This window comes from Mesobacillus sp. AQ2 (genome assembly GCF_030122805.1).
Lineage (GTDB): Bacteria > Bacillota > Bacilli > Bacillales > Cytobacillaceae > Mesobacillus > Mesobacillus oceanisediminis_A.
In genome coordinates, this window is the sequence record NZ_CP126080.1 from 1,410,663 (window position 1) to 1,428,715 (window position 18,053).

The 18,053-nt window shown below is 42.9% G+C and carries 17 protein-coding genes; 8 read left to right on the plus strand and 9 right to left on the minus strand.

Annotated elements, in window-relative coordinates:
• Positions 1-84: 84 nt before the first annotated feature.
• Positions 85-1,842 carry an alpha-glycosidase gene (locus QNH36_RS06975; RefSeq protein ID WP_283904984.1) on the minus strand — a complete coding sequence of 586 codons (1,758 nt, stop codon included), beginning with the start codon at positions 1,840-1,842 and terminating at the stop codon, positions 85-87.
• Positions 1,843-2,129: 287 nt separating this feature from the next.
• Between QNH36_RS06975 and QNH36_RS06980 the strand changes: the two genes are divergently transcribed.
• The 5 genes from QNH36_RS06980 (at position 2,130) to QNH36_RS07000 (ending at position 8,717) form a co-directional block, all read left to right on the plus strand.
• The gene (locus QNH36_RS06980; RefSeq protein ID WP_144474505.1) at positions 2,130-3,407 is read left to right on the plus strand and encodes a sugar ABC transporter substrate-binding protein; all 1,278 of its coding nucleotides are present in this window, start codon (positions 2,130-2,132) and stop codon (positions 3,405-3,407) included.
• A gap of 419 nt (positions 3,408-3,826) precedes the next feature.
• On the plus strand, positions 3,827-5,110 hold the full coding sequence (locus tag QNH36_RS06985; RefSeq protein ID WP_144474506.1) for a carbohydrate ABC transporter permease: 1,284 nt from the start codon (positions 3,827-3,829) through the stop codon (positions 5,108-5,110).
• Between the two features lies 1 nt (position 5,111).
• On the plus strand, positions 5,112-5,954 hold the full coding sequence (locus QNH36_RS06990; protein ID WP_144474507.1) for a sugar ABC transporter permease: 843 nt from the start codon (positions 5,112-5,114) through the stop codon (positions 5,952-5,954).
• A gap of 71 nt (positions 5,955-6,025) precedes the next feature.
• A complete protein-coding gene (locus tag QNH36_RS06995; protein WP_283904985.1) occupies positions 6,026-7,561 on the plus strand; it encodes an alpha-amylase family glycosyl hydrolase in 1,536 nt (511 codons plus the stop codon).
• A gap of 121 nt (positions 7,562-7,682) precedes the next feature.
• The gene (locus tag QNH36_RS07000) at positions 7,683-8,717 is read left to right on the plus strand and encodes a LacI family DNA-binding transcriptional regulator (RefSeq protein ID WP_144474509.1); all 1,035 of its coding nucleotides are present in this window, start codon (positions 7,683-7,685) and stop codon (positions 8,715-8,717) included.
• Positions 8,718-8,752: 35 nt separating this feature from the next.
• On the opposite strand, the gene QNH36_RS07005 is transcribed toward QNH36_RS07000, so the two are convergent.
• The 3 genes from QNH36_RS07005 to QNH36_RS07015 form a co-directional block, all read right to left on the minus strand.
• Positions 8,753-9,619 carry an SDR family oxidoreductase gene (locus QNH36_RS07005; RefSeq protein ID WP_283904986.1) on the minus strand — a complete coding sequence of 289 codons (867 nt, stop codon included), beginning with the start codon at positions 9,617-9,619 and terminating at the stop codon, positions 8,753-8,755.
• Between the two features lie 388 nt (positions 9,620-10,007).
• Positions 10,008-11,660, minus strand: coding sequence for a CoA-disulfide reductase (locus QNH36_RS07010; RefSeq protein WP_283904987.1), 1,653 nt, complete (start codon positions 11,658-11,660; stop codon positions 10,008-10,010).
• A gap of 351 nt (positions 11,661-12,011) precedes the next feature.
• Positions 12,012-12,503: a YajQ family cyclic di-GMP-binding protein gene (locus QNH36_RS07015; protein WP_283904988.1), complete on the minus strand. Its 492-nt coding sequence runs from the start codon at positions 12,501-12,503 to the stop codon at positions 12,012-12,014.
• A gap of 153 nt (positions 12,504-12,656) precedes the next feature.
• Between QNH36_RS07015 and QNH36_RS07020 the strand changes: the two genes are divergently transcribed.
• Positions 12,657-13,520, plus strand: a complete 864-nt coding sequence (locus QNH36_RS07020; protein WP_144474513.1) for a CvfB family protein — start codon at positions 12,657-12,659, stop codon at positions 13,518-13,520.
• A gap of 21 nt (positions 13,521-13,541) precedes the next feature.
• On the opposite strand, the gene QNH36_RS07025 is transcribed toward QNH36_RS07020, so the two are convergent.
• Both QNH36_RS07025 and QNH36_RS07030 read right to left on the minus strand, forming a co-directional pair.
• On the minus strand, positions 13,542-13,673 hold the full coding sequence (locus tag QNH36_RS07025) for a DUF3941 domain-containing protein (RefSeq protein ID WP_125478228.1): 132 nt from the start codon (positions 13,671-13,673) through the stop codon (positions 13,542-13,544).
• A 63-nt stretch (positions 13,674-13,736) separates the two neighbouring features.
• Positions 13,737-14,597, minus strand: a complete 861-nt coding sequence (locus QNH36_RS07030) for a DegV family protein (RefSeq protein ID WP_144474514.1) — start codon at positions 14,595-14,597, stop codon at positions 13,737-13,739.
• A 129-nt stretch (positions 14,598-14,726) separates the two neighbouring features.
• On the opposite strand from QNH36_RS07030, the gene QNH36_RS07035 reads away from it, so the two are divergent.
• Both QNH36_RS07035 and QNH36_RS07040 read left to right on the plus strand, forming a co-directional pair.
• On the plus strand, positions 14,727-15,569 hold the full coding sequence (locus QNH36_RS07035; protein WP_144474515.1) for a YitT family protein: 843 nt from the start codon (positions 14,727-14,729) through the stop codon (positions 15,567-15,569).
• A gap of 20 nt (positions 15,570-15,589) precedes the next feature.
• A complete protein-coding gene (locus QNH36_RS07040) occupies positions 15,590-16,378 on the plus strand; it encodes a BsuPI-related putative proteinase inhibitor (protein ID WP_283904989.1) in 789 nt (262 codons plus the stop codon).
• 40 nt (positions 16,379-16,418) lie between these two features.
• Here QNH36_RS07040 and QNH36_RS07045 read toward each other — a convergent pair whose 3' ends face one another.
• The 3 genes from QNH36_RS07045 to QNH36_RS07055 form a co-directional block, all read right to left on the minus strand.
• Complete coding sequence (locus tag QNH36_RS07045) at positions 16,419-16,610, minus strand: DUF3813 domain-containing protein (protein ID WP_144474517.1); 192 nt, start codon at positions 16,608-16,610, stop codon at positions 16,419-16,421.
• Positions 16,611-16,763, minus strand: a complete 153-nt coding sequence (locus QNH36_RS07050) for a hypothetical protein (protein WP_186326628.1) — start codon at positions 16,761-16,763, stop codon at positions 16,611-16,613.
• A 443-nt stretch (positions 16,764-17,206) separates the two neighbouring features.
• Positions 17,207-18,025 carry a Cof-type HAD-IIB family hydrolase gene (locus tag QNH36_RS07055; protein WP_283904990.1) on the minus strand — a complete coding sequence of 273 codons (819 nt, stop codon included), beginning with the start codon at positions 18,023-18,025 and terminating at the stop codon, positions 17,207-17,209.
• Positions 18,026-18,053 lie beyond the last annotated feature (28 nt).

The window sequence follows — 18,053 nt, forward strand, 5'->3', positions numbered from 1 at the left end:
GGTAATTCTATTCTAAAAGTGTAAATAATATCCCACCATAAAAAAACAAACCCCTTCCAAAAACAGGAAAGGGGTCCCCACTATTTAAAACTGGAACAATGCAAATCCGTTTGCGGCAATCTTGGCTGACAGCTCATCGCTCTCAGCAGCATATTCTTCGCCCGTATAAATATTGGTGATCTTTTTGCCATTTAAATTGAAAGGCAGATGATAATTTGCTTCTTCATTGCTCATATTCACGACGACAAGGATTGTTGTCTCACCATTGGATTTTGTATAAGCAAAGCAGCTTTCATGGTAATCGGACGGAATGAAGTGGAGTTCGCCTTCATTCGCCAGAAGCGGATATTCTTTACGGAGGCGAATCATCTTCTGGACGTGTTCAAACATAATCTTGTTCTGATCTTCAACATTCCACTTCATGCACTCACGGCAGCCAGGATCCTGCTCCCCGCTCATGCCGATTTCATCTCCATAATAGATGCACGGAGTTCCAATATAAGATAGTAATACAGTGAAGATTTGTTTTACCTTGTCTTCGTCGCCGCCGCATTCTGTCAAGATTCTTGGTGTATCATGACTCCCAATCAGATTGAAGGCGACTTCATTGACGTTCTTCGGATACATATGGTTGACTGTTGTCATGTTTTCAATGAATTCTTTTACAGTAATCGAACCCCGGGCAAACAGGTTCAGGATATTGGTCGTGAAAGGATAGTTCATGACCGCGTCAAACTGGTCGCCTCGCAGCCACGGCATCGAGTCATGCCAGATCTCACCAAGGATGTAGAGGTCAGGTTTGATGGCTTTCACTTCTGTACGGAATTTTCTCCAGAATGAGTGGTCGACTTCATTCGCAACATCGAGTCTCCAGCCATCAATATCGAATTCACGTACCCAGTAGCGCCCGACTTCGAGCAGATATTCGATCACTTCTGGATTTTCTGTATTGAGCTTTGGCATTGATTTTTCAAAGGCGAATGTATCGTAGTTGGGCCTTGGCTCCATTACAAGAGGGAATTCTTTTGTGTGGAACCAATCCTTATATGGAGATGCTTCGCCATTTTCTAAAACATCCTGGAATTGCGGGAAATAGAAACCGCTATGGTTGAACACCGCATCAAGCATGACTTTGATTCCATGTTCATGGCATACCTGGACCAACTCTTTCAAAGTTTCCTTGTCACCGAATTGAGGGTCAATTTCCATATAATCGATCGTATCGTATTTATGGTTGGAATAAGCCTTGAAAATCGGTGTAAAATAAATACCGCTTATGCCCAGGTCCTCAAGGTAGCTGATGTTCTGGATAACACCTTTCAAATCGCCGCCAAAGAAATTATCCCTTTCCGGAGGGGCGCTTCCCCACGGCAGTGCACCTTCCGGATCATTCGAAGGGTCACCATTTCCAAATCGCTCCGGGAAAATTTGATACCAGACTGTATCTTTCACCCAGCCAGGAGCACGGAAAACATCAATATTATTCAAGTATGGAAAAGCATAATAGAAGCCAGTATCCTCAGGAGGTTCAGGATAGAAACCCTTTTCGGTCAGATAAGCGGTTTCAGTTCCATCATTCAATTCAAAGCCATAACGCATCCTTCTGTATGGCGGCTTTATCGAAACAAACCAATAATCGAATAACAGATCGGACCCACTTTTAATCATTGGAACGGAAGAGAAATTCCATTTTCCATCCGCCCAATCATACGGATCACCATTTAATAGGGAAACTTCTTTCATGTCATCCTTTTTCGTTCTGATGCGGATATGCAGTTCTTCATTGGTGCAAGCGTATGCATAATTATCTTTAGGACGGTGATAGATCGCTTCTTTTAACAAGGAGAAACCATTCCTTTCATTATCAATTCAAGATTAAAACAAGGTTAGACCACCTATTTTAAAATGTCAATTATAAAAAGTTCGATTCACAAAAAATTAATGAATTTAGTATTTTGGTAAAAAAAATAAAAAAACTAGTTGTCAAAATGATTTAAGTCTTTATAATAAGAGTTAGGTTGTGCAATCGTTTTCATAGACTTGCAAACAACATTACAAACGTTTGCACAGATTGAGAGAATATCTGCACAATAAAAAAGTAATTACACATTTTTAGGAGGGGTATACACATGAAAAAGGCATTGTCGATTTTCATGATGCTGATCTTAATGGTCGGTGCTCTTGCTGCTTGTGGACCTAAAGAAGAAGAAAACACAGGTTCAAAAGACAACGGCGAGAAAACAGAAGATGCTTCAAAACCAGAGAAGCTGGTAGTTTGGGAAGATAAAGAAAAGTCTGGCTGGCTTGAAAAGGTAGCAGCTGACTTTGAAAAAGAAAACGGTATCAAAATTGAGTTCAAAGAAGTAGAAATGGCTACAAAAATGAAAGAACAATTACGTCTTGATGGTCCTGCTGGAACTGGCCCGGACATCATCACTTTGCCGCATGACCAAATCGGTGAGCTTGCAGTTCAAGGGCACATCGCTGAACTTAATGTAAGCGACGATGTAAAAAAGACTTTCTCTGAGTCTTCAATCGCTGCACAAACTTTCGATGGTAAATTATACGGACTTCCAAAGTCTGCTGAAACTCCAGTTTTCATCTACAACAAAGCTCTTATGACTGAAGTTCCTGCTACTATGGAAGATTTATATGAATTCGCAAAAGCTAACACTAAAGACGGCAAATATGGTTTCCTTGCACTTTGGGATAACTTCTACTTTGCACATGCTCCAATCGCTGGAAACGGCGGATATGTATTCGGGGAAAAAGACGGAGCTCTTAACCCTCAAGATCTTGGCTTGAACAATGAAGGTGCTGTAAAAGGTACTGAGTACATCCAGAAGTGGTACGCTGAAAAGCTATTCCCTAACGGAATCGTCGGCGAAAACGGCGGATCTGCTATGGACGGACTTTTCAACGAAGGTAATGTTGCTTCTGTCATGAACGGACCATGGGCATTCGGCGGCATGAAAGATGCTGGCATCGATTTCGGTGTTGCTCCATTCCCTAAATTCGCTGATGGCACTCCAATGAAGACTTTCATGGGTGTTAAAGGATGGCACATTTCTTCTTACTCTAAGAACCAGGAATGGGCTACTAAGTTCCTTGAGTTCATCACAAACGACGAGAACGCTAAGTACCGTTTCGAGCAAACTGCTGAAGTTCCAACAAACGTAGCACTTGTTGACGATCCAGCAATCGCTGAAAACGAAGGTGCTAAAGCTGTTGCACTTCAGACTCAAGACGCAGTTCCAATGCCAAACATCCCTGAAATGGGTGAAGTTTGGGCACCAATGGCTAGCGCATTGCAAACAGTTGTAACAGGCAAAGCAGAGCCAAAGGCAGCACTTGATTCAGCTGTGAAGCAAATCGAACAGAACATCAAGCAAAACCATTCAAAATAATAGCATCAATAGATATAGCAGTACCTCCCATGGGGGGTACTGTTATATTTTCCAAAGGTATATTCCAGTTTCTGTGTATTCTGTAATGCATTGTGAAAAGTCACAAAGTTTACGAAAAACCGCAGTAAAAAAGTCTTTCATTGGGCAAACGGTTGCGCTAGAATAGAGATAAGTCAATCAGGTGCTTCATGAGAGTGAAAACAAGAGATTTCAGTATAATACAGGAATGAAACGATCTTCTGTATGAAAGACAATGTATTCGTTCTCATAAAGCATCTGATGCTTTTAACAAGGCGGATTATCGCAAGATTTGTTGTCACTGCAGCCATGGTTAGTCAAATAAAACCTAGCTTATATGTGAACCAGCAATGTTTTCGAAATAGCCTTATCAATTATAGAAAGAGAAAGGGGAATATAGGATGAAAGAGAAGTCCTATCAAACCAACCACCGCAGAATAGCAACAGCCCTTTCGATCATTCCTGGGCTAGGACAGCTATACAACAAACAATACTTAAAGGGAATCACTTTCCTGATCCTGACTGGTGCATTCTTCGGAGTGTTCTCAGATCTGCTTAACATGGGATTATGGGGTCTGTTTACACTGGGAGAGCAGACACCTCGTGACCATTCCATCTTCTTGCTGGTAGAAGGGATTTTGGCGCTTATTGTCCTGATCTTTGGAATCGGTTTCTATCTATTCAATTTGAAAGATGCTCATAAGACAGGTTTAAAAAGAGACATGGGTGAGCGTCTAAGTACAGTTAAGGAGCAATACAACAACTTAATTGATAATGGTTTCCCATATCTGATCATGTCACCTGGATTCCTGCTCCTGATTTTTGTTGTTGTATTTCCTATCATTTTCGTTGTTTTACTCGCATTTACAAACTACGATTTATACCATTCGCCTCCTGCAAAGCTGGTTGATTGGGTGGGTCTGAAAAACTTCTTTGATTTGTTCCAATTAGAATCTTGGCGTCAGACATTCTTCTCCGTTCTTTCATGGACAATCATCTGGACATTTGTTGCAACAACTTTCCAGGTGGCTTTGGGAATGTTCCTGGCCATTCTCGTCAATCAAAAGGATGTAAAAGGGAAGGCGGTCATCCGTACTGTGTTCATCCTTCCTTGGGCAGTACCAGCTTTCGTTTCAATTCTTGTTTTTGCAGGTATGTTCAATGAATCTTTTGGTGCCATTAACCGTGACATCCTTGGTTTCTTCGGAATTGATCCGATTCCATGGATGACTGAAGCAATGTATACAAAAATTGCGTTGATTCTGATCCAGACTTGGCTTGGATTCCCGTTCATTTTTGCGATGACAACCGGAGTACTTCAATCCATTCCTGAAGAATTGTATGAGGCAGCTACAGTGGACGGTGCAACGAATTTCCAGAAGTTCAAAAACATCACATTGCCGTTAGTGCTTTTCGCAACAGCGCCAATTTTGATTACACAGTATACTTTCAACTTTAATAACTTTAATATCATTTATCTCTTTAACGGCGGTGGACCTGCAGTGCCAGGAGCGAATGCCGGCGGAACAGATATCCTGATTTCGTGGATTTACAGCCTGACAATGACATCTGCACAATATTCCAAAGCTGCTGCCATCACCATGCTGCTTTCCTTGATCGTTATCGGTGTAGCTCTATGGCAGTTTAAGAGAACTAAATCATTCCAGGAAGAGGATATGATGTAATATGAGTATTAAACGACAGAAATATATCAGACTGACACTAACGTATCTTGTGATTTTGGCTATGTTTGCGATCATTATTTATCCACTCCTTTGGATTGTCGGTTCTTCCTTCAATCCTGGACAGAGTCTATCTGGGTCTAATATTATCCCTAAAAATGCCACTCTTGCCCACTATAAGGAACTGTTTGATCTTGACCGCAGCAACTATCTGTACTGGTACTGGAATTCATTGAAGGTAAGTGTGCTGACAATGGTGTTTACAGTCATCCTTGTAAGCCTGACAGCGTATTCCTTCTCGAGGTACCGTTTTATTGGACGGAAAAATAGCTTGATGACATTCCTGATCCTGCAAATGATTCCGAACTTTGCAGCATTGATCGCGATTTTCATCCTGGCATTATTGACTGGGTTACTTGACACACACTTTGGCTTGATCCTTGTATACGTCGGGGGGGCAATCCCGATGAATACATGGCTGATGAAGGGGTATCTTGATACAATTCCGAAAGAGCTTGATGAATCTGCCAAAATGGACGGTGCAGGCCACCTGAGGATCTTCTTCCAGATCGTCATGCCATTGGCCACACCGATCATTGCGGTCATCGCATTGTTCTCATTCATTGCACCATTTGGAGATTTTATCTTAGCGACTGTACTGCTTAGGACAGAAAGTAAATATACACTTGCTGTAGGATTATATGATTTGGTAGCCAAACAGTTCGGCGCAGAATTCACCACCTTCGCGGCTGGTGCTGTTCTGATTGCCGTTCCAATCGCTATCCTGTTCCTGTCGTTCCAGAAATACTTCGTATCAGGATTGACGGCTGGCGGAACAAAAGGATAATCTATTAGGGCAGATAAATTTTAAGCAAAGGCCGTGTACGGTCTTTGCTTAAATTATGAGGAGGAGCGGAGATGAAAAAAAAGTTCATCTTCATCTTGATTCCGTTTCTTCTTTTTTACGCCCTACCAGTAGGCGCAGTTGAAAAAGAAGGACGCAAATGGCAGGATGAAACAATTTATTTCTTAATGGTGGACCGTTTTAATAACGGTGACAATAGCAACGATTTCAAGGTCGATGCGAAAGATCCCAAGGCCTATCATGGCGGAGACTTCCAGGGAGTCATCGACGAATTGGACTATATCAAGGACATGGGATTCACTGCTATCTGGCTGACGCCTGTATTTGATAATGTTGATAAAGGCTACCATGGGTACTGGATCAAGGATTTTTATAATACAGAAGAGCACTTTGGAAGCGTTGACAAATTCAAAGAACTTGTTAAAGAGGCACATAAACGGGATATTAAAATCATCCTTGATTTTGTCGTTAATCATGTCGCTCCTGATCATGAGTGGGTGAACGATCCGGCCAAGCAGGAATGGTTCCATGAAAAGCAGGATATCATCGACTGGAACAACCAGGATGAGCTGGAGAAAAACTGGCTGTATGGGCTCCCAGACTTAGCACAGGAAAATCCAGAGACAAGAAAGTATCTGCTGGATGCCGCTAAATGGTGGATTGAAGAAACAGATATCGATGGGTACAGACTTGATACTGTCCGCCATGTACCAGTTGATTTCTGGGAAGACTTTTCAAAAGAAGTGAAGAGCGTAAAAGATGATTTTTACCTGATTGGCGAGGTTTGGTCAGAGGATCCTAATTATATTGCCAAGTATGATAAAGCCGGGATCGATGGCTTTGTTGATTTTCCATTGAATGAACAGCTGCGGACGGCTTTTGAAAAACCAGACCAGACTTTGGACTGGCTGCTGACTACGGCGAAAAGAAATAAGGCAATCTATGAAAATCCAGAGCTGATGGGGAACTTCATCGATAATCATGATATGGTCAGATTCACTAGAAAAGCGGTCCAGAACAGGCAGCATCCGGGAACGAGATGGAAAATGGCGCTGACTTATATGTATACGGCTCCAGGAATTCCAATTGTTTATTATGGAAGCGAAATAGCGCTTGATGGCAGTGAAGATCCTGATAACCGCAGGCAAATGAGCTTCAGGGCAGATAAAGAATTGATTGATTACGTAACAAAAATCGGTGAGCTTCGAAACGACCTTCCATCTTTAAGAAGAGGGGATCTTGAGGTCCTTTATGAAAAGAAAGGAATGGCTGTCTTCAAGCGGACCTATCAGGATGAAACAGCAGTCATTGCCATTAATAATACATCAAATACTCAGCAAGTCACTTTGACTGCCGATCAGCTTGAGGATGACAAGGAACTGCGGGGTTTGCTTGCGAATGACCTTGTCAGGAGCAAGGATGGTGAGTATAACCTGGCGCTCGAACGGGAGAAAGCAGAAATCTATGTACTCGCCGAGAAAACAGGGTTGAACATACCTTATATTGCAGCAATGGGTGCTGTGTATGCTGCCTTCTTCGGCTTCATTATCCTTCTTGTCAGAAAAGCAAGAAAGAGAAACAAAGAATAAGGCGGGTCCAATACTTACCACTATTGTTAGCACCGGCTCTTGAAAAAAATAAGGAACAAAGCTGGACAATTCATTTATAATAAAGATAAGGATTTTTTCTGGCAAAAGGGAGGGGAACTTAATGGCTGTTACTATAAAAGATGTTGCGAAGGTAGCAAATGTCGCACCTTCAACTGTCTCTCGTGTTATCGCCAATAGTCCCAGGATCAGCGAAAAAACGAAGGAAAGAGTCAGGGAGGTTATGGACCAGCTTGGGTATCACCCAAACTTTATCGCCAGAAGCCTTGCAAGCCAATCGACCAGGGCAATAGGGCTTGTCATGCCAAGCTCAACTGATGTGGTCTTTCAGAACCCATTCTTTCCCACTGTCCTGACTGGATTGAGTGAGGGAGCACATGCCAAACAATATGCTCTCCACATGACAACAGGGAAGACAGATGATGAAATCTTCGACGGTGTTGTCGCGATGGTCCAGGGTGGCAGAGTCGATGGTGTGGTTCTTTTATACTCAAAGGTAGAAGACAGGGTAATCTCCTACCTGAAGGAACGGGATTTTCCATTTGTGGTAATCGGCAAGCCGTTTAAAGATGATGAAAATACTAGTTATGTTGATAATGATAATTTCAAAGCAGGTAAAGAAGTGACCGAGCATTTGATTCAGCTTGGCCATGATCGAATCGCCTTCATTGGCGGGAATCTCGATCTCGTTGTGACAGTGGAGCGCCTGCTCGGCTATGAAAAGGCTTTGAGAAACTCAGGAATCCAGTTAGTAGACGATTACATCATCAATGATGAATTCCTGCGTGAGAGCGGCCAGGATGCCGTAGAAGTGCTGTTGTCATTGGAAAAACCGCCTACAGCGATGGTGGTTGCCGATGATCTGATGGCATTAGGTGTTTTAAATAAGCTTGATGAAATAGGACTAGCAGTACCTAAAGACATCTCCATTGTGAGTTTTAATAATGTATTGATTGCCGAGATGGCAAGACCGCCACTGACATCCGTCGATATCAACATCTTTGATCTTGGATATCAGGCAGCTAAAAGCCTGATACAAAGAATTGAGAACCCGGATGAGCCGATCAAGCGGATCATTGTTCCATTCAAAATTGTTACAAGATATTCATGCGATCGTCCTAAAGAGTCGCTTGTATAATGGAAAGAGGCAAAGCACTGCTTTGCCTCTTTCTTTTACCCATTTACAATCGTTCCGCCGTTGACATGGATCGTCTGCCCACTTACATAAGTAGAGTCATCGCTAGCGAGGTAAACATATGCCGGCGCTAGTTCATACGGCTGGCCAGCTCGTCCCATTGGCGCATTCGTGCCAAATTTCGCAACTTCCTCAGCTGTGAATGTCGATGGGATAAGAGGTGTCCAGATCGGGCCTGGCGCCACGCTATTGACACGGATGCCCTGCGACGCAAGAGACATGGCAAGGGAACGTGTGAAAGAAACGATCGCACCTTTTGTTGAAGAGTAATCAATCAGCTTCTCATTGCCCTTATAGGCTGTTATAGATGAAGTGTTAATGATGGTGCTTCCTTTTTCAAGGTGAGGAAGCACCGACTTGGTCAAATGGAAAATCGAGAATACATTCGTACGGAACGTCTTCTCCAGCTGTTGTGCAGAGATATCAAGCAAGCTCTTTTGCGGATGCTGCTCAGCCGCGTTATTGACAAGGATGTCAATTTTGCCGAACTCATCAAGTGTTTTCTTGGCAGCTTCCTCACAGAACTGCTCGCTGCCAACGTCCCCGGCCAGGAGCAGGCATTTTCTGCCTTCAGCCTCAACAAGCTCCTTCGTCGTTTTGGCATCATTGCTTTCCTCAAGATAGACAATCGCTACATCAGCACCCTCTTTTGCATAATAGATTGCCACTGATTTGCCAATGCCGCTATCTCCTCCAGTGATCAAAGCAACCTTGCCAGATAATTTCCCGGACCCTTTAAAATTTTCATCTACCGATTTCGGTTCAGGATTCATCTCCGGCTCCGTACCAGGCTGATGATCCTGATGCTGAGGCGGAAATCCCTGCTTATTCTTCTCGTTAGCCATAGAACACGTCACTCCTTCGATTTGATTCAACACTTATTAAATTCCTTTAAAATCCAGAGAAAAAACATGGAAATTACTTCTTTAAAAATTGTGTGATTGAAAATGACGGACAAAACAGGAGTAAAGGAAGTGATATTCTGTCCGTCATGGAGCCGATGACGGACAGAAAAATAAGGAATTGGAAGTTTTCTGTCCATCATTAAGGCGATGACCAAAATAGGAGATCCAAGTCGGATTTCTGTCCATCATGGAACCGATGACCGACAGAAAAGGAAATCCAAGACGAATTTCTGTCCATCATGAAAGCAATGACGGACAAAAAGACGGAAGAGGTAAAGAGTTTTGTCCATCAAAAAAGCGGCCCTCAAAAAGGAGCCGCTTCAATTCATTACTGTAGTTTATTTTTAAAGATAAAGTATGTCTTGTACCCGCCAGTCAGGTTCTTGACTTTGAATCCGTTCTGTTGAAGGATTCGGGAAGCAAGGTATCCTCTTAGGCCAACCTGGCAAGTGATCAGGATTGTTTCGTCTTGTGGAAGCTCATCAAGGCGGCTGCGAAGCTCATCAAGCGGGATGTTCTTTGTACCTTCGATTTTGCCTTGTGCGTGTTCTTTCTCGGTACGGACGTCGATCATGAACATACCTTCCTTAATCAGGTCATCCACTTCATAGTGCTGGACAGTTTCAATTGTACCGTCAACAATATTGGATGCTACGTAACCAGCCATGTTTACTGGGTCTTTAGCAGAAGAGAATGGTGGTGCGTACGCAAGTTCTAGTTCCTGAAGGTCATAGACATTCAATCCCCCTTTGATCGCTGTTGCAATGACATCGATTCGCTTATCGACACCATCTTTACCAACTGCCTGTGCACCGAAAATCTTGCCTGTTTCTCTGTCAAAGATGACTTTTAGCGAGATTTGCTCTGCACCAGGGTAATAGCCGGCATGTGACAGCGGGTGAATATGGACCACTTCATATGGAATTCCAAGTCTGCGCAATAGCTTTTCACTGTTGCCAGTAGTAGCTGCTGTCAATTCGAATACCTTAACGATAGAAGTACCGAGTGTTCCAGGGTACGCAATTTTACGTCCATTGATATGATGTCCAACAATATGTGCCTGGCGGTTCGCAGGCCATGCGAGCGGAATCATCGTTGGCTGACCATTGATGTAGTCAGTCACTTCGATTGCATCTCCCATTCCATAGATGGATTCATCAGAGGTTTGCAGATATTCATTTACCTTGATACCGCCGCGTTCTCCAAGGTCAAGGCCAGCATCTGCTGCAAGTTTGTTTTCCGGACGTACACCGATTGACAGGATGATCAATTCAGCATCAAGGACCTTTCCGCTTTCAAGGACAACCTTTGTGCCATTTTCCTGTACATCTGTAATGCCATCTCCAAGAATCAGCTCCACGCCATTCTTTCTTAACTCATCTTCAACGATTGCCGCCATTTCTGGGTCAACTGGACCCATTACCTGGGGCAACTTTTCTACAAGAGTGACATTCACGCCGGCGTGAACAAGGTTTTCTGCCATTTCAAGGCCGATAAAGCCGCCGCCGATCACAACTGCATTCTTTGGCTTGTTGTCTTCAAGATAGGCTTTGATCTTATCCATATCAGGAATATTTCTAAGTGTGAATACATTTGCGCTCTTCAATCCTTCGATTGGCGGGACGATTGGTTTTGCTCCCGGTGATAAAACAAGTACATCATAGCTTTCATTGTATTCTTCACCAGTCTGGACATGTTTGATTGAAACTGTTTTTTCTTCACGGTTGATTGCAGTCACTTCTGAGAAGTTGCGAATATCCAGGTTGTAGCGTGCATTCATGCCTTCAACAGTTTGAAGAAGCAATTTTTTGCGGTCTTCGATTACCCCGCTGATATGATATGGCAATCCGCAGTTTGCAAAAGAAATAAATTCTCCTCTTTCAAAAAGTACGATTTCAGCTTTTTCATCAAGTCTTCTAAGTTTGGTTGCAGTAGTTGCTCCACCTGCAACGCCGCCTACGATTACGATTTTTTTACCCATTGTATGATCATCCTTTCGGTCGAAAAAAATTAATTTTTTATACCCCTACTGGTATATTAACTCGAAAATAGAGGGAATCCAATAGAACTTTGTGAAGGATTTGTGAAAGTTATTTCGAATTCCCTATTCCAAACAGATAAATATCACACCAAGGAATAATACATTAATTTTAACGTGTAAATAGGATAATACCGTAGGTGGTTTGTGAACCATTCATGAACAATTGAAAATTAAGGACAATTAGGGACCTTTTTAGGCGCTATATAACTGGCTAAAATAATCGATATAAAACAAAAACGGACCCTGATTTCCAAGGTCCGTTTTCTCCCCATATTTAGTGTTGCCTTGCTATTAGCGATAATTCACGAATTGCACATCAACAGTCAAATCGGCTTCCTTGACGGCAGCAATGATCTTTTGCAGGTCATCGCGATTCTTCCCTGTCACGCGCACCTGATCGTCCTGGACTTGGCTCTTGACCTTCACACCGCTGTTTTTAATGATTGTGTTGATTTTTTTGGCGTTTTCTTTGTCAATGCCCTGCACGAGCTTTGCCCTTTGGCGGACAGTACCGCCTGCAGCACGTTCTACTTTTCCGTAATCCAGATTTTTTATAGGGATCCCGCGTTTGATCATTTTGCTGAATAGAACGTCCTTCAACTGGTCAAGCTTAAATTCATCATCAGAAATTAGGACGAGTTCTTCCTTATCAAGTGAAATATCACTTTTGCTTCCTTTAAAGTCGTAACGGTTTTGGATTTCCTTCATCGCAATGCTAATCGCATTGGTGACTTCAGACATATCTACTTTGGACACAATATCAAATGAGCTCTCTTTGGACATGGTTACCTCCGGGTTATGTAATTTATGCAGCGCTGGAGACAATGATTGTCCAGGCGCTTTCGCTTTTGCTTACATTATAGTAAAATATAGCAGTTCAAACAACTTTGCGTAATTTTAGGAAAGATGTTAATAACAAGGCAGGAGGGAATTTTTATGTCCTTGAATGAATATACAGGTCAGACTCAGGAATTGACCGTAGCAAGAATCGTGGATTACGGTTATTTTTTAACAGATGGAGAAGAAGATGTCTTGCTCCACTCCAATGATACCGACCGGACCTTTGAAGAAGGGGACAAGGTCGAGGTTTTCCTGTTTGTAGAATCAAGAGGCAGGCTGGCTGCGACGACCACCATTCCGAAAGTGCAAGTGGGACAATATGAGTGGGTATCCGTTGTCGATGTGAAGGAAGGAATCGGAGTATTCCTGGACATTGGCATCAGGAAGGATATTTTGCTGGGTGAGGAGGACTTGCCAGTTGTTAAATCGGTTTGGCCTCAAAAAGGGGATCTTCTTTATATTACGCTCCGTGTAAATCGCAATAATATGATTTACGCGCGGATGGCTACAGACCCTGTCATCCAGGAAATCTCTGTTGCAGCGAACAGAAGTGCTTTCAATAAAAATGTACATGGCTATGTATACCGTACGGCAAGGGTCGGCAGCTGGATGATCACTGCTGAAGGATATAAAGGCTTTATCCATGAATCACAGCGCCGGACAGAGCCGCGGATTGGCGAGAAAGTCGAAGGCCGGATCATCGATGTGAAGCCGGACGGTTCCGTCAATATCTCCCTGCTGCCACGCAAGCAGGAGGCACTTGATGAGGATGCCGAGAAAATAATGGCGTACCTTGATCTGCGGAATGGAGCAATGCCTTACCATGACAAGAGCATGGCTGAGGATATCCAGGAACGCTTCGGCATGAGCAAAGGCTCCTTCAAACGCGCACTTGGCAGACTAATGAAAGAAGACAAGGTGTACCAGGAAGAAAATTGGACATATAAAAAAGAAAAATAGAGCCGGCTGGCTCTATTTTTTTTACAAGTGATCTGTCTTCTTGGAATATTCGTTTTTGCCAGCCTTCCTATTCTTTTCACGCATCATATTTTTTTCATGGCGAAGGGCATTATTGTCCTTTGCTTTTTTATCGTTATCGGATGTATGCGGCATAATAAAAACTCCTTTCAGGTTAGGTACATTTTATTTTTCCTAAAACCTGAAAGGAGTATGTAGTTAAGATGGCTGTTTATTTAAAAAGAAAATGGCGATTGTGCCTGGACCTGTATGGGAGCCAACGGCGGCACCAATCGAAGTAATATAGACATCTTTTGCATGAAGTTCCTCAATGATCATATTCTTCATCTCAGTCGCTGTTTCGAGGTCATCGGCATGGCTGATGCCAACTACCTGTTCCTCAAAAGCCACTCCGCGCTCCTTCATCACTTCGATAATCCTGCGCAAAAGCTTCTTCTTGCCGCGGATTTTTTCCAGCGGAACTAATTTGCCGTCTTCAACATTAAGCAATGGTTTAATATTCAAAAGCCCGCCGACAAACGCAGATGCTTTGGACACACGCCCGCCCTTTGCAAGGTGGTCGAGGTCATCAACGGAAAATAGATGTTCCATATGCTCGCTATGGAATTGCACCGCTTTAACAATTTCCTCCTTAGAGTAGTTTTCCTTTGCCATGCGGACTGCCTCCATGACAACTAGGCCTTGTCCAAGGGAAGCACATTTTGTATCAATCACCGACAAGTTGAAATCAGGATATTCTTCTTTGACCTGTTCGGAAATCATTACCGCTGTTTGGTATGTACCAGATAACTCAGAGGAGAACGCTATGTATATACCTTCTTGTTTATTTTCGGCCATTTCTGTAAAAACTTCTTTAAAACCAGCAGGGGAAGCCTGTGAGGTTTTAGGAAGATTGCCAGCACGTATTGCATCATATACCTGTTTTGGCTGGATTGTTCTTAAATCTTCATATTCTGTCCCATCAATATGGACTTTTAACGGGAATAAAATAGCGCCATTTTCTTCATAAAAATCCAATGGCAAATCACATGCACTGTCAGCCAAGATTTTTACTGACATGACTTTCACCTGCTTTCAACCTTTATATGTTAATAGTTTATCGGGAATATGGGAAAAAGACAATTAAATGTAGTGATTTTCGGCAAAATAGGGGTAGAGGAAGAATAGAAAAGAATAAGGGGGATTTACATGGTCTGGTTGGAAACGAAAAAAATCTTCATCGTGGTGATCGGTGCATTCTTAAATGCATTGTCACTGAATTTCTTCTTAATCCCGGCAAATGTCTACGCAAGCGGCTTTACCGGTATTGCCCAGCTCGTTTCAAGCATACTTGGTGAATTTGCGCCATTTAATATTTCTACAGGAATCCTTCTTTTACTGCTAAATATTCCGGTGACCATCCTTGGATGGAAAAAGGTAGGGAAATCATTTACCTTCTATAGCTTCATTTCAGTATTGCTTTCATCAATCTTTCTTGAAATCCTTCCGGTTAAAGAAGTATCAGGTGATATCCTGCTGAATGCAGTTTTTGGAGGAGTCATTGCTGCGCTGGGCGTTGGGCTGACATTAAAATGGGGCGCTTCGACTGGCGGCATGGACATTATTGCAATGGTACTATCCCGCATGAATGATCGCCCGGTTGGTACATATTTCTTTACATTGAATGGCATCATTATAATGACTGCTGGTTACATCTTCGGCTGGGAAAATGCGCTCTACACTCTTGTGGCTCTCTATGTGTCGACCCGAGTGATCGATGCGATCCATACCCGCCATGAAAAATTGACAGCGATGATCGTCACCAAGAAATCGGATGAATTAAAGAAAGCCATCCATGACAAGCTTGTCCGCGGTATCACTTTGCTTCCTGCGAAAGGGGCTTTCTCCGGCGAACAGAAAGAAATGCTGATCATTGTTGTTACAAGGTATGAATTGTATGACCTTGAACATATCATCAAGGAAGTCGATCCTCATGCTTTCACCAATATTGTGGAGACAGCCGGGATCTTTGGATTTTTCAGGCGCGAATAAAAGTTGAACGGGGGTTTGAAATGAAGAAAAGCAGTTTGTTGATCATTTTGCTTTTGATGGCCGCTGCACCGGCACTGGCGATCGGGCAGGAAAAGCAGACACCAGAAAAATCGGAGTTCAGTTTTTACATTGACCCAATCGCCGGGGCCGAACATGCTGTATTTGAACTGACTCTGCAAAACCATGGAGATGGAGATTTGGTATTTGAATTTCCTACCTCCCAGAAATATGAAATCATCGTAAGGGATGGCCAAAGGAATAAAATCTATCAATTTTCTGAGGACAAGGCATTTGCCCAGGCGTTTGAAAAACTGGCGCTAAAACCGCACGAGACAATGAAATGGCGGGAAAGCTGGGATTATAAAAAGGCGGGAACAAGGGTCAAAGAAGGAGAATATACAGTTAATGCACAGTTGAAAGCAGTAAGCGTCAACGGAAAACCTGTCCCAGACAAACAGCAGTTGACCGATCAAAAGCAAATGTACATTCCAGGCGAAAATCCTGTCTTTAAAGGTATACAGGCTGAAGGAGAAAGGGGCTCGTATAAAATATCAGGGGAAGCGAGGCCAATCGGCGGGAAATTCTTCTATACTGTCGAGGATGGTCACAACCAGTTAATTGCTGAAACAGAAGTTGTCCCACAATCAAAATACCCTAAATGGCACCCTTTTTCGCTTGATGTAACAATTCCTGAAAATAAGCTGCCCCAAAACGGATCGCTCATCCTCAATCTTTACGAACGCAGTAAGGAAGGTGAAATTATCCACACTTATCCAGTCCTGCTCGAAAGATTCAACCAAAATAAATAAATCAAAGCAAAAGCTGGCGGGAATCCCGCCAGCTTTGCTGTTACTGGTTTTCAATTGAATTCAGCTCGTCCTGGAATGACCTTAGCTGCTCTTTTTCCGCCATCGTTGTATTGGCATATGCGGAAGAAAGAGCATTTTTCGCCTTGCTGATGGCTGCAGATTGTTCCGCAGGCTCCGCAGTCTGAGCTAATTGGACAGCCTTCCTAGCTTCCTGAAAAAGCCTGTTTCCCATCTAAATTCCCCCTAAAGAGGACTCTCTGACATTCGCCATCTTTTGAGCTTCAGCTTCGGCATACGTGGTGTGGTAAGGGATTCTTTGAGAATGCTTGGAGACAGAATCTACCCCTTGCTGTACAAAACGCTTGGATTTATTGCCTTTACCCATCGTTTTACCCCTCCATCTACGAGCGAATTTTGAAACAGCCAATCTGGCTGCTTCAGTCATAGTATGCTCTTTTAGGGGAAAAACAATCGGGAACGAACCAGGTTCGATTTGGCAGGTTCAGACATTTATGATTGAATTTTTTCTGTACAGCAACTTTGTCGGACAAACAGAAACGGAAGGAAAGGAAAAGTGACCGATACAGCCTATCTATCGGATAAACCGAAGCGTGAGGAAAGGGAAAGTGACCGATAGAGCCCTCCTATCGGACAAACAGGAGTGTAAGGAAAGAAAAAGTGACCGATAGAGCCCTTCTATCGGACAAACAGAAGCGTGAGGAAAGGAAAAGTGTCCGATAGAGGCCTCCAATTGGACATACGCAACAGGAAAACATGCAAAAAGTCCGATAGAACTCATTCCTATCGGACAAATCACTTCTTGTTATTTTATAGTGCTTTCAGATTAAGCAGATCGTTCAAATACACACCAATTCCGTCTTCCTCATTTGTCAGGGTCATATCGTTGGCGATATTTTTTACATCGGCCACGGCATTGCCCATCGCGATTCCCCGTCCTGCATATTCCAGCATCTCTAAATCATTGTCTTCATCGCCGAATGCAATGATCCGCTCAGCAGGAATTTGGAAATAATCAGAGGCCTTTTTTAACCCGACAGCTTTATTCAAGCCATTTTTGACAATTTCCACGACATGGAATGGTGCTGCCCAGCTTCTGTGATCAATCACTTCTGCATGGACCTCAGAAAGGTGAGCACGGATCTTGCGGACATCCTCCTCGTCAGAATGGATCAGCATACTTGTCGGAGATGCCTTTAGGAACCGTCTTAAATCACCGGTTGTTATATTTGGGTTGCCTAAATTGAAGATATCCATCAATTTTTCATCATGATAATGGACATATACATCATCGATTACTTCGGCGATGATGTTATAAAATTTAAAGTCATCGAGTGCTTCGACAATGTCCTTGGCAACATCAATCGATAAAGGGGAATGATGTACACCCCAGCTGTTGTCAAGCGGATGGTGAATGAAAGCTCCATTGAAATTGACGATTGGTGTGTCCAGCTGCAGTTCATGGTAATACATTTCACTCGAACGGAATGGTCTACCTGTAGCGATCATAACTACATGTCCTTCTTCACGTGCTTTTTTGATGACTCGTTTGTTCCGTTCAGAAATCTTTTTATCATCTGTAAGTAATGTACCGTCCAGGTCTAAAGCGATTAAATGTTTTTCAGCCATAAATACTCCTTCTTATCTCTGTTTTTTA

What these genes read in the sequence shown, in the direction of transcription:
- QNH36_RS07025 (WP_125478228.1), bottom strand. Translation starts at nt 13,673, where the DNA reads ATGCCGCATACATCCGATAACGATAAAAAAGCAAAGGACAATAATGCC.
- QNH36_RS06985 (WP_144474506.1), top strand. Translation starts at nt 3,827, where the DNA reads ATGAAAGAGAAGTCCTATCAAACCAACCACCGCAGAATAGCAACAGCC.
- QNH36_RS07020 (WP_144474513.1), top strand. Translation starts at nt 12,657, where the DNA reads ATGTCCTTGAATGAATATACAGGTCAGACTCAGGAATTGACCGTAGCA.
- QNH36_RS07050 (WP_186326628.1), bottom strand. Translation starts at nt 16,763, where the DNA reads ATGGGTAAAGGCAATAAATCCAAGCGTTTTGTACAGCAAGGGGTAGAT.
- QNH36_RS06995 (WP_283904985.1), top strand. Translation starts at nt 6,026, where the DNA reads ATGAAAAAAAAGTTCATCTTCATCTTGATTCCGTTTCTTCTTTTTTAC.
- QNH36_RS06980 (WP_144474505.1), top strand. Translation starts at nt 2,130, where the DNA reads ATGAAAAAGGCATTGTCGATTTTCATGATGCTGATCTTAATGGTCGGT.
- QNH36_RS07005 (WP_283904986.1), bottom strand. Translation starts at nt 9,619, where the DNA reads ATGGCTAACGAGAAGAATAAGCAGGGATTTCCGCCTCAGCATCAGGAT.
- QNH36_RS07055 (WP_283904990.1), bottom strand. Translation starts at nt 18,025, where the DNA reads ATGGCTGAAAAACATTTAATCGCTTTAGACCTGGACGGTACATTACTT.
- QNH36_RS07030 (WP_144474514.1), bottom strand. Translation starts at nt 14,597, where the DNA reads ATGTCAGTAAAAATCTTGGCTGACAGTGCATGTGATTTGCCATTGGAT.
- QNH36_RS07000 (WP_144474509.1), top strand. Translation starts at nt 7,683, where the DNA reads ATGGCTGTTACTATAAAAGATGTTGCGAAGGTAGCAAATGTCGCACCT.
- QNH36_RS07035 (WP_144474515.1), top strand. Translation starts at nt 14,727, where the DNA reads ATGGTCTGGTTGGAAACGAAAAAAATCTTCATCGTGGTGATCGGTGCA.
- QNH36_RS07015 (WP_283904988.1), bottom strand. Translation starts at nt 12,503, where the DNA reads ATGTCCAAAGAGAGCTCATTTGATATTGTGTCCAAAGTAGATATGTCT.
- QNH36_RS07045 (WP_144474517.1), bottom strand. Translation starts at nt 16,610, where the DNA reads ATGGGAAACAGGCTTTTTCAGGAAGCTAGGAAGGCTGTCCAATTAGCT.
- QNH36_RS07040 (WP_283904989.1), top strand. Translation starts at nt 15,590, where the DNA reads ATGAAGAAAAGCAGTTTGTTGATCATTTTGCTTTTGATGGCCGCTGCA.
- QNH36_RS07010 (WP_283904987.1), bottom strand. Translation starts at nt 11,660, where the DNA reads ATGGGTAAAAAAATCGTAATCGTAGGCGGCGTTGCAGGTGGAGCAACT.
- QNH36_RS06990 (WP_144474507.1), top strand. Translation starts at nt 5,112, where the DNA reads ATGAGTATTAAACGACAGAAATATATCAGACTGACACTAACGTATCTT.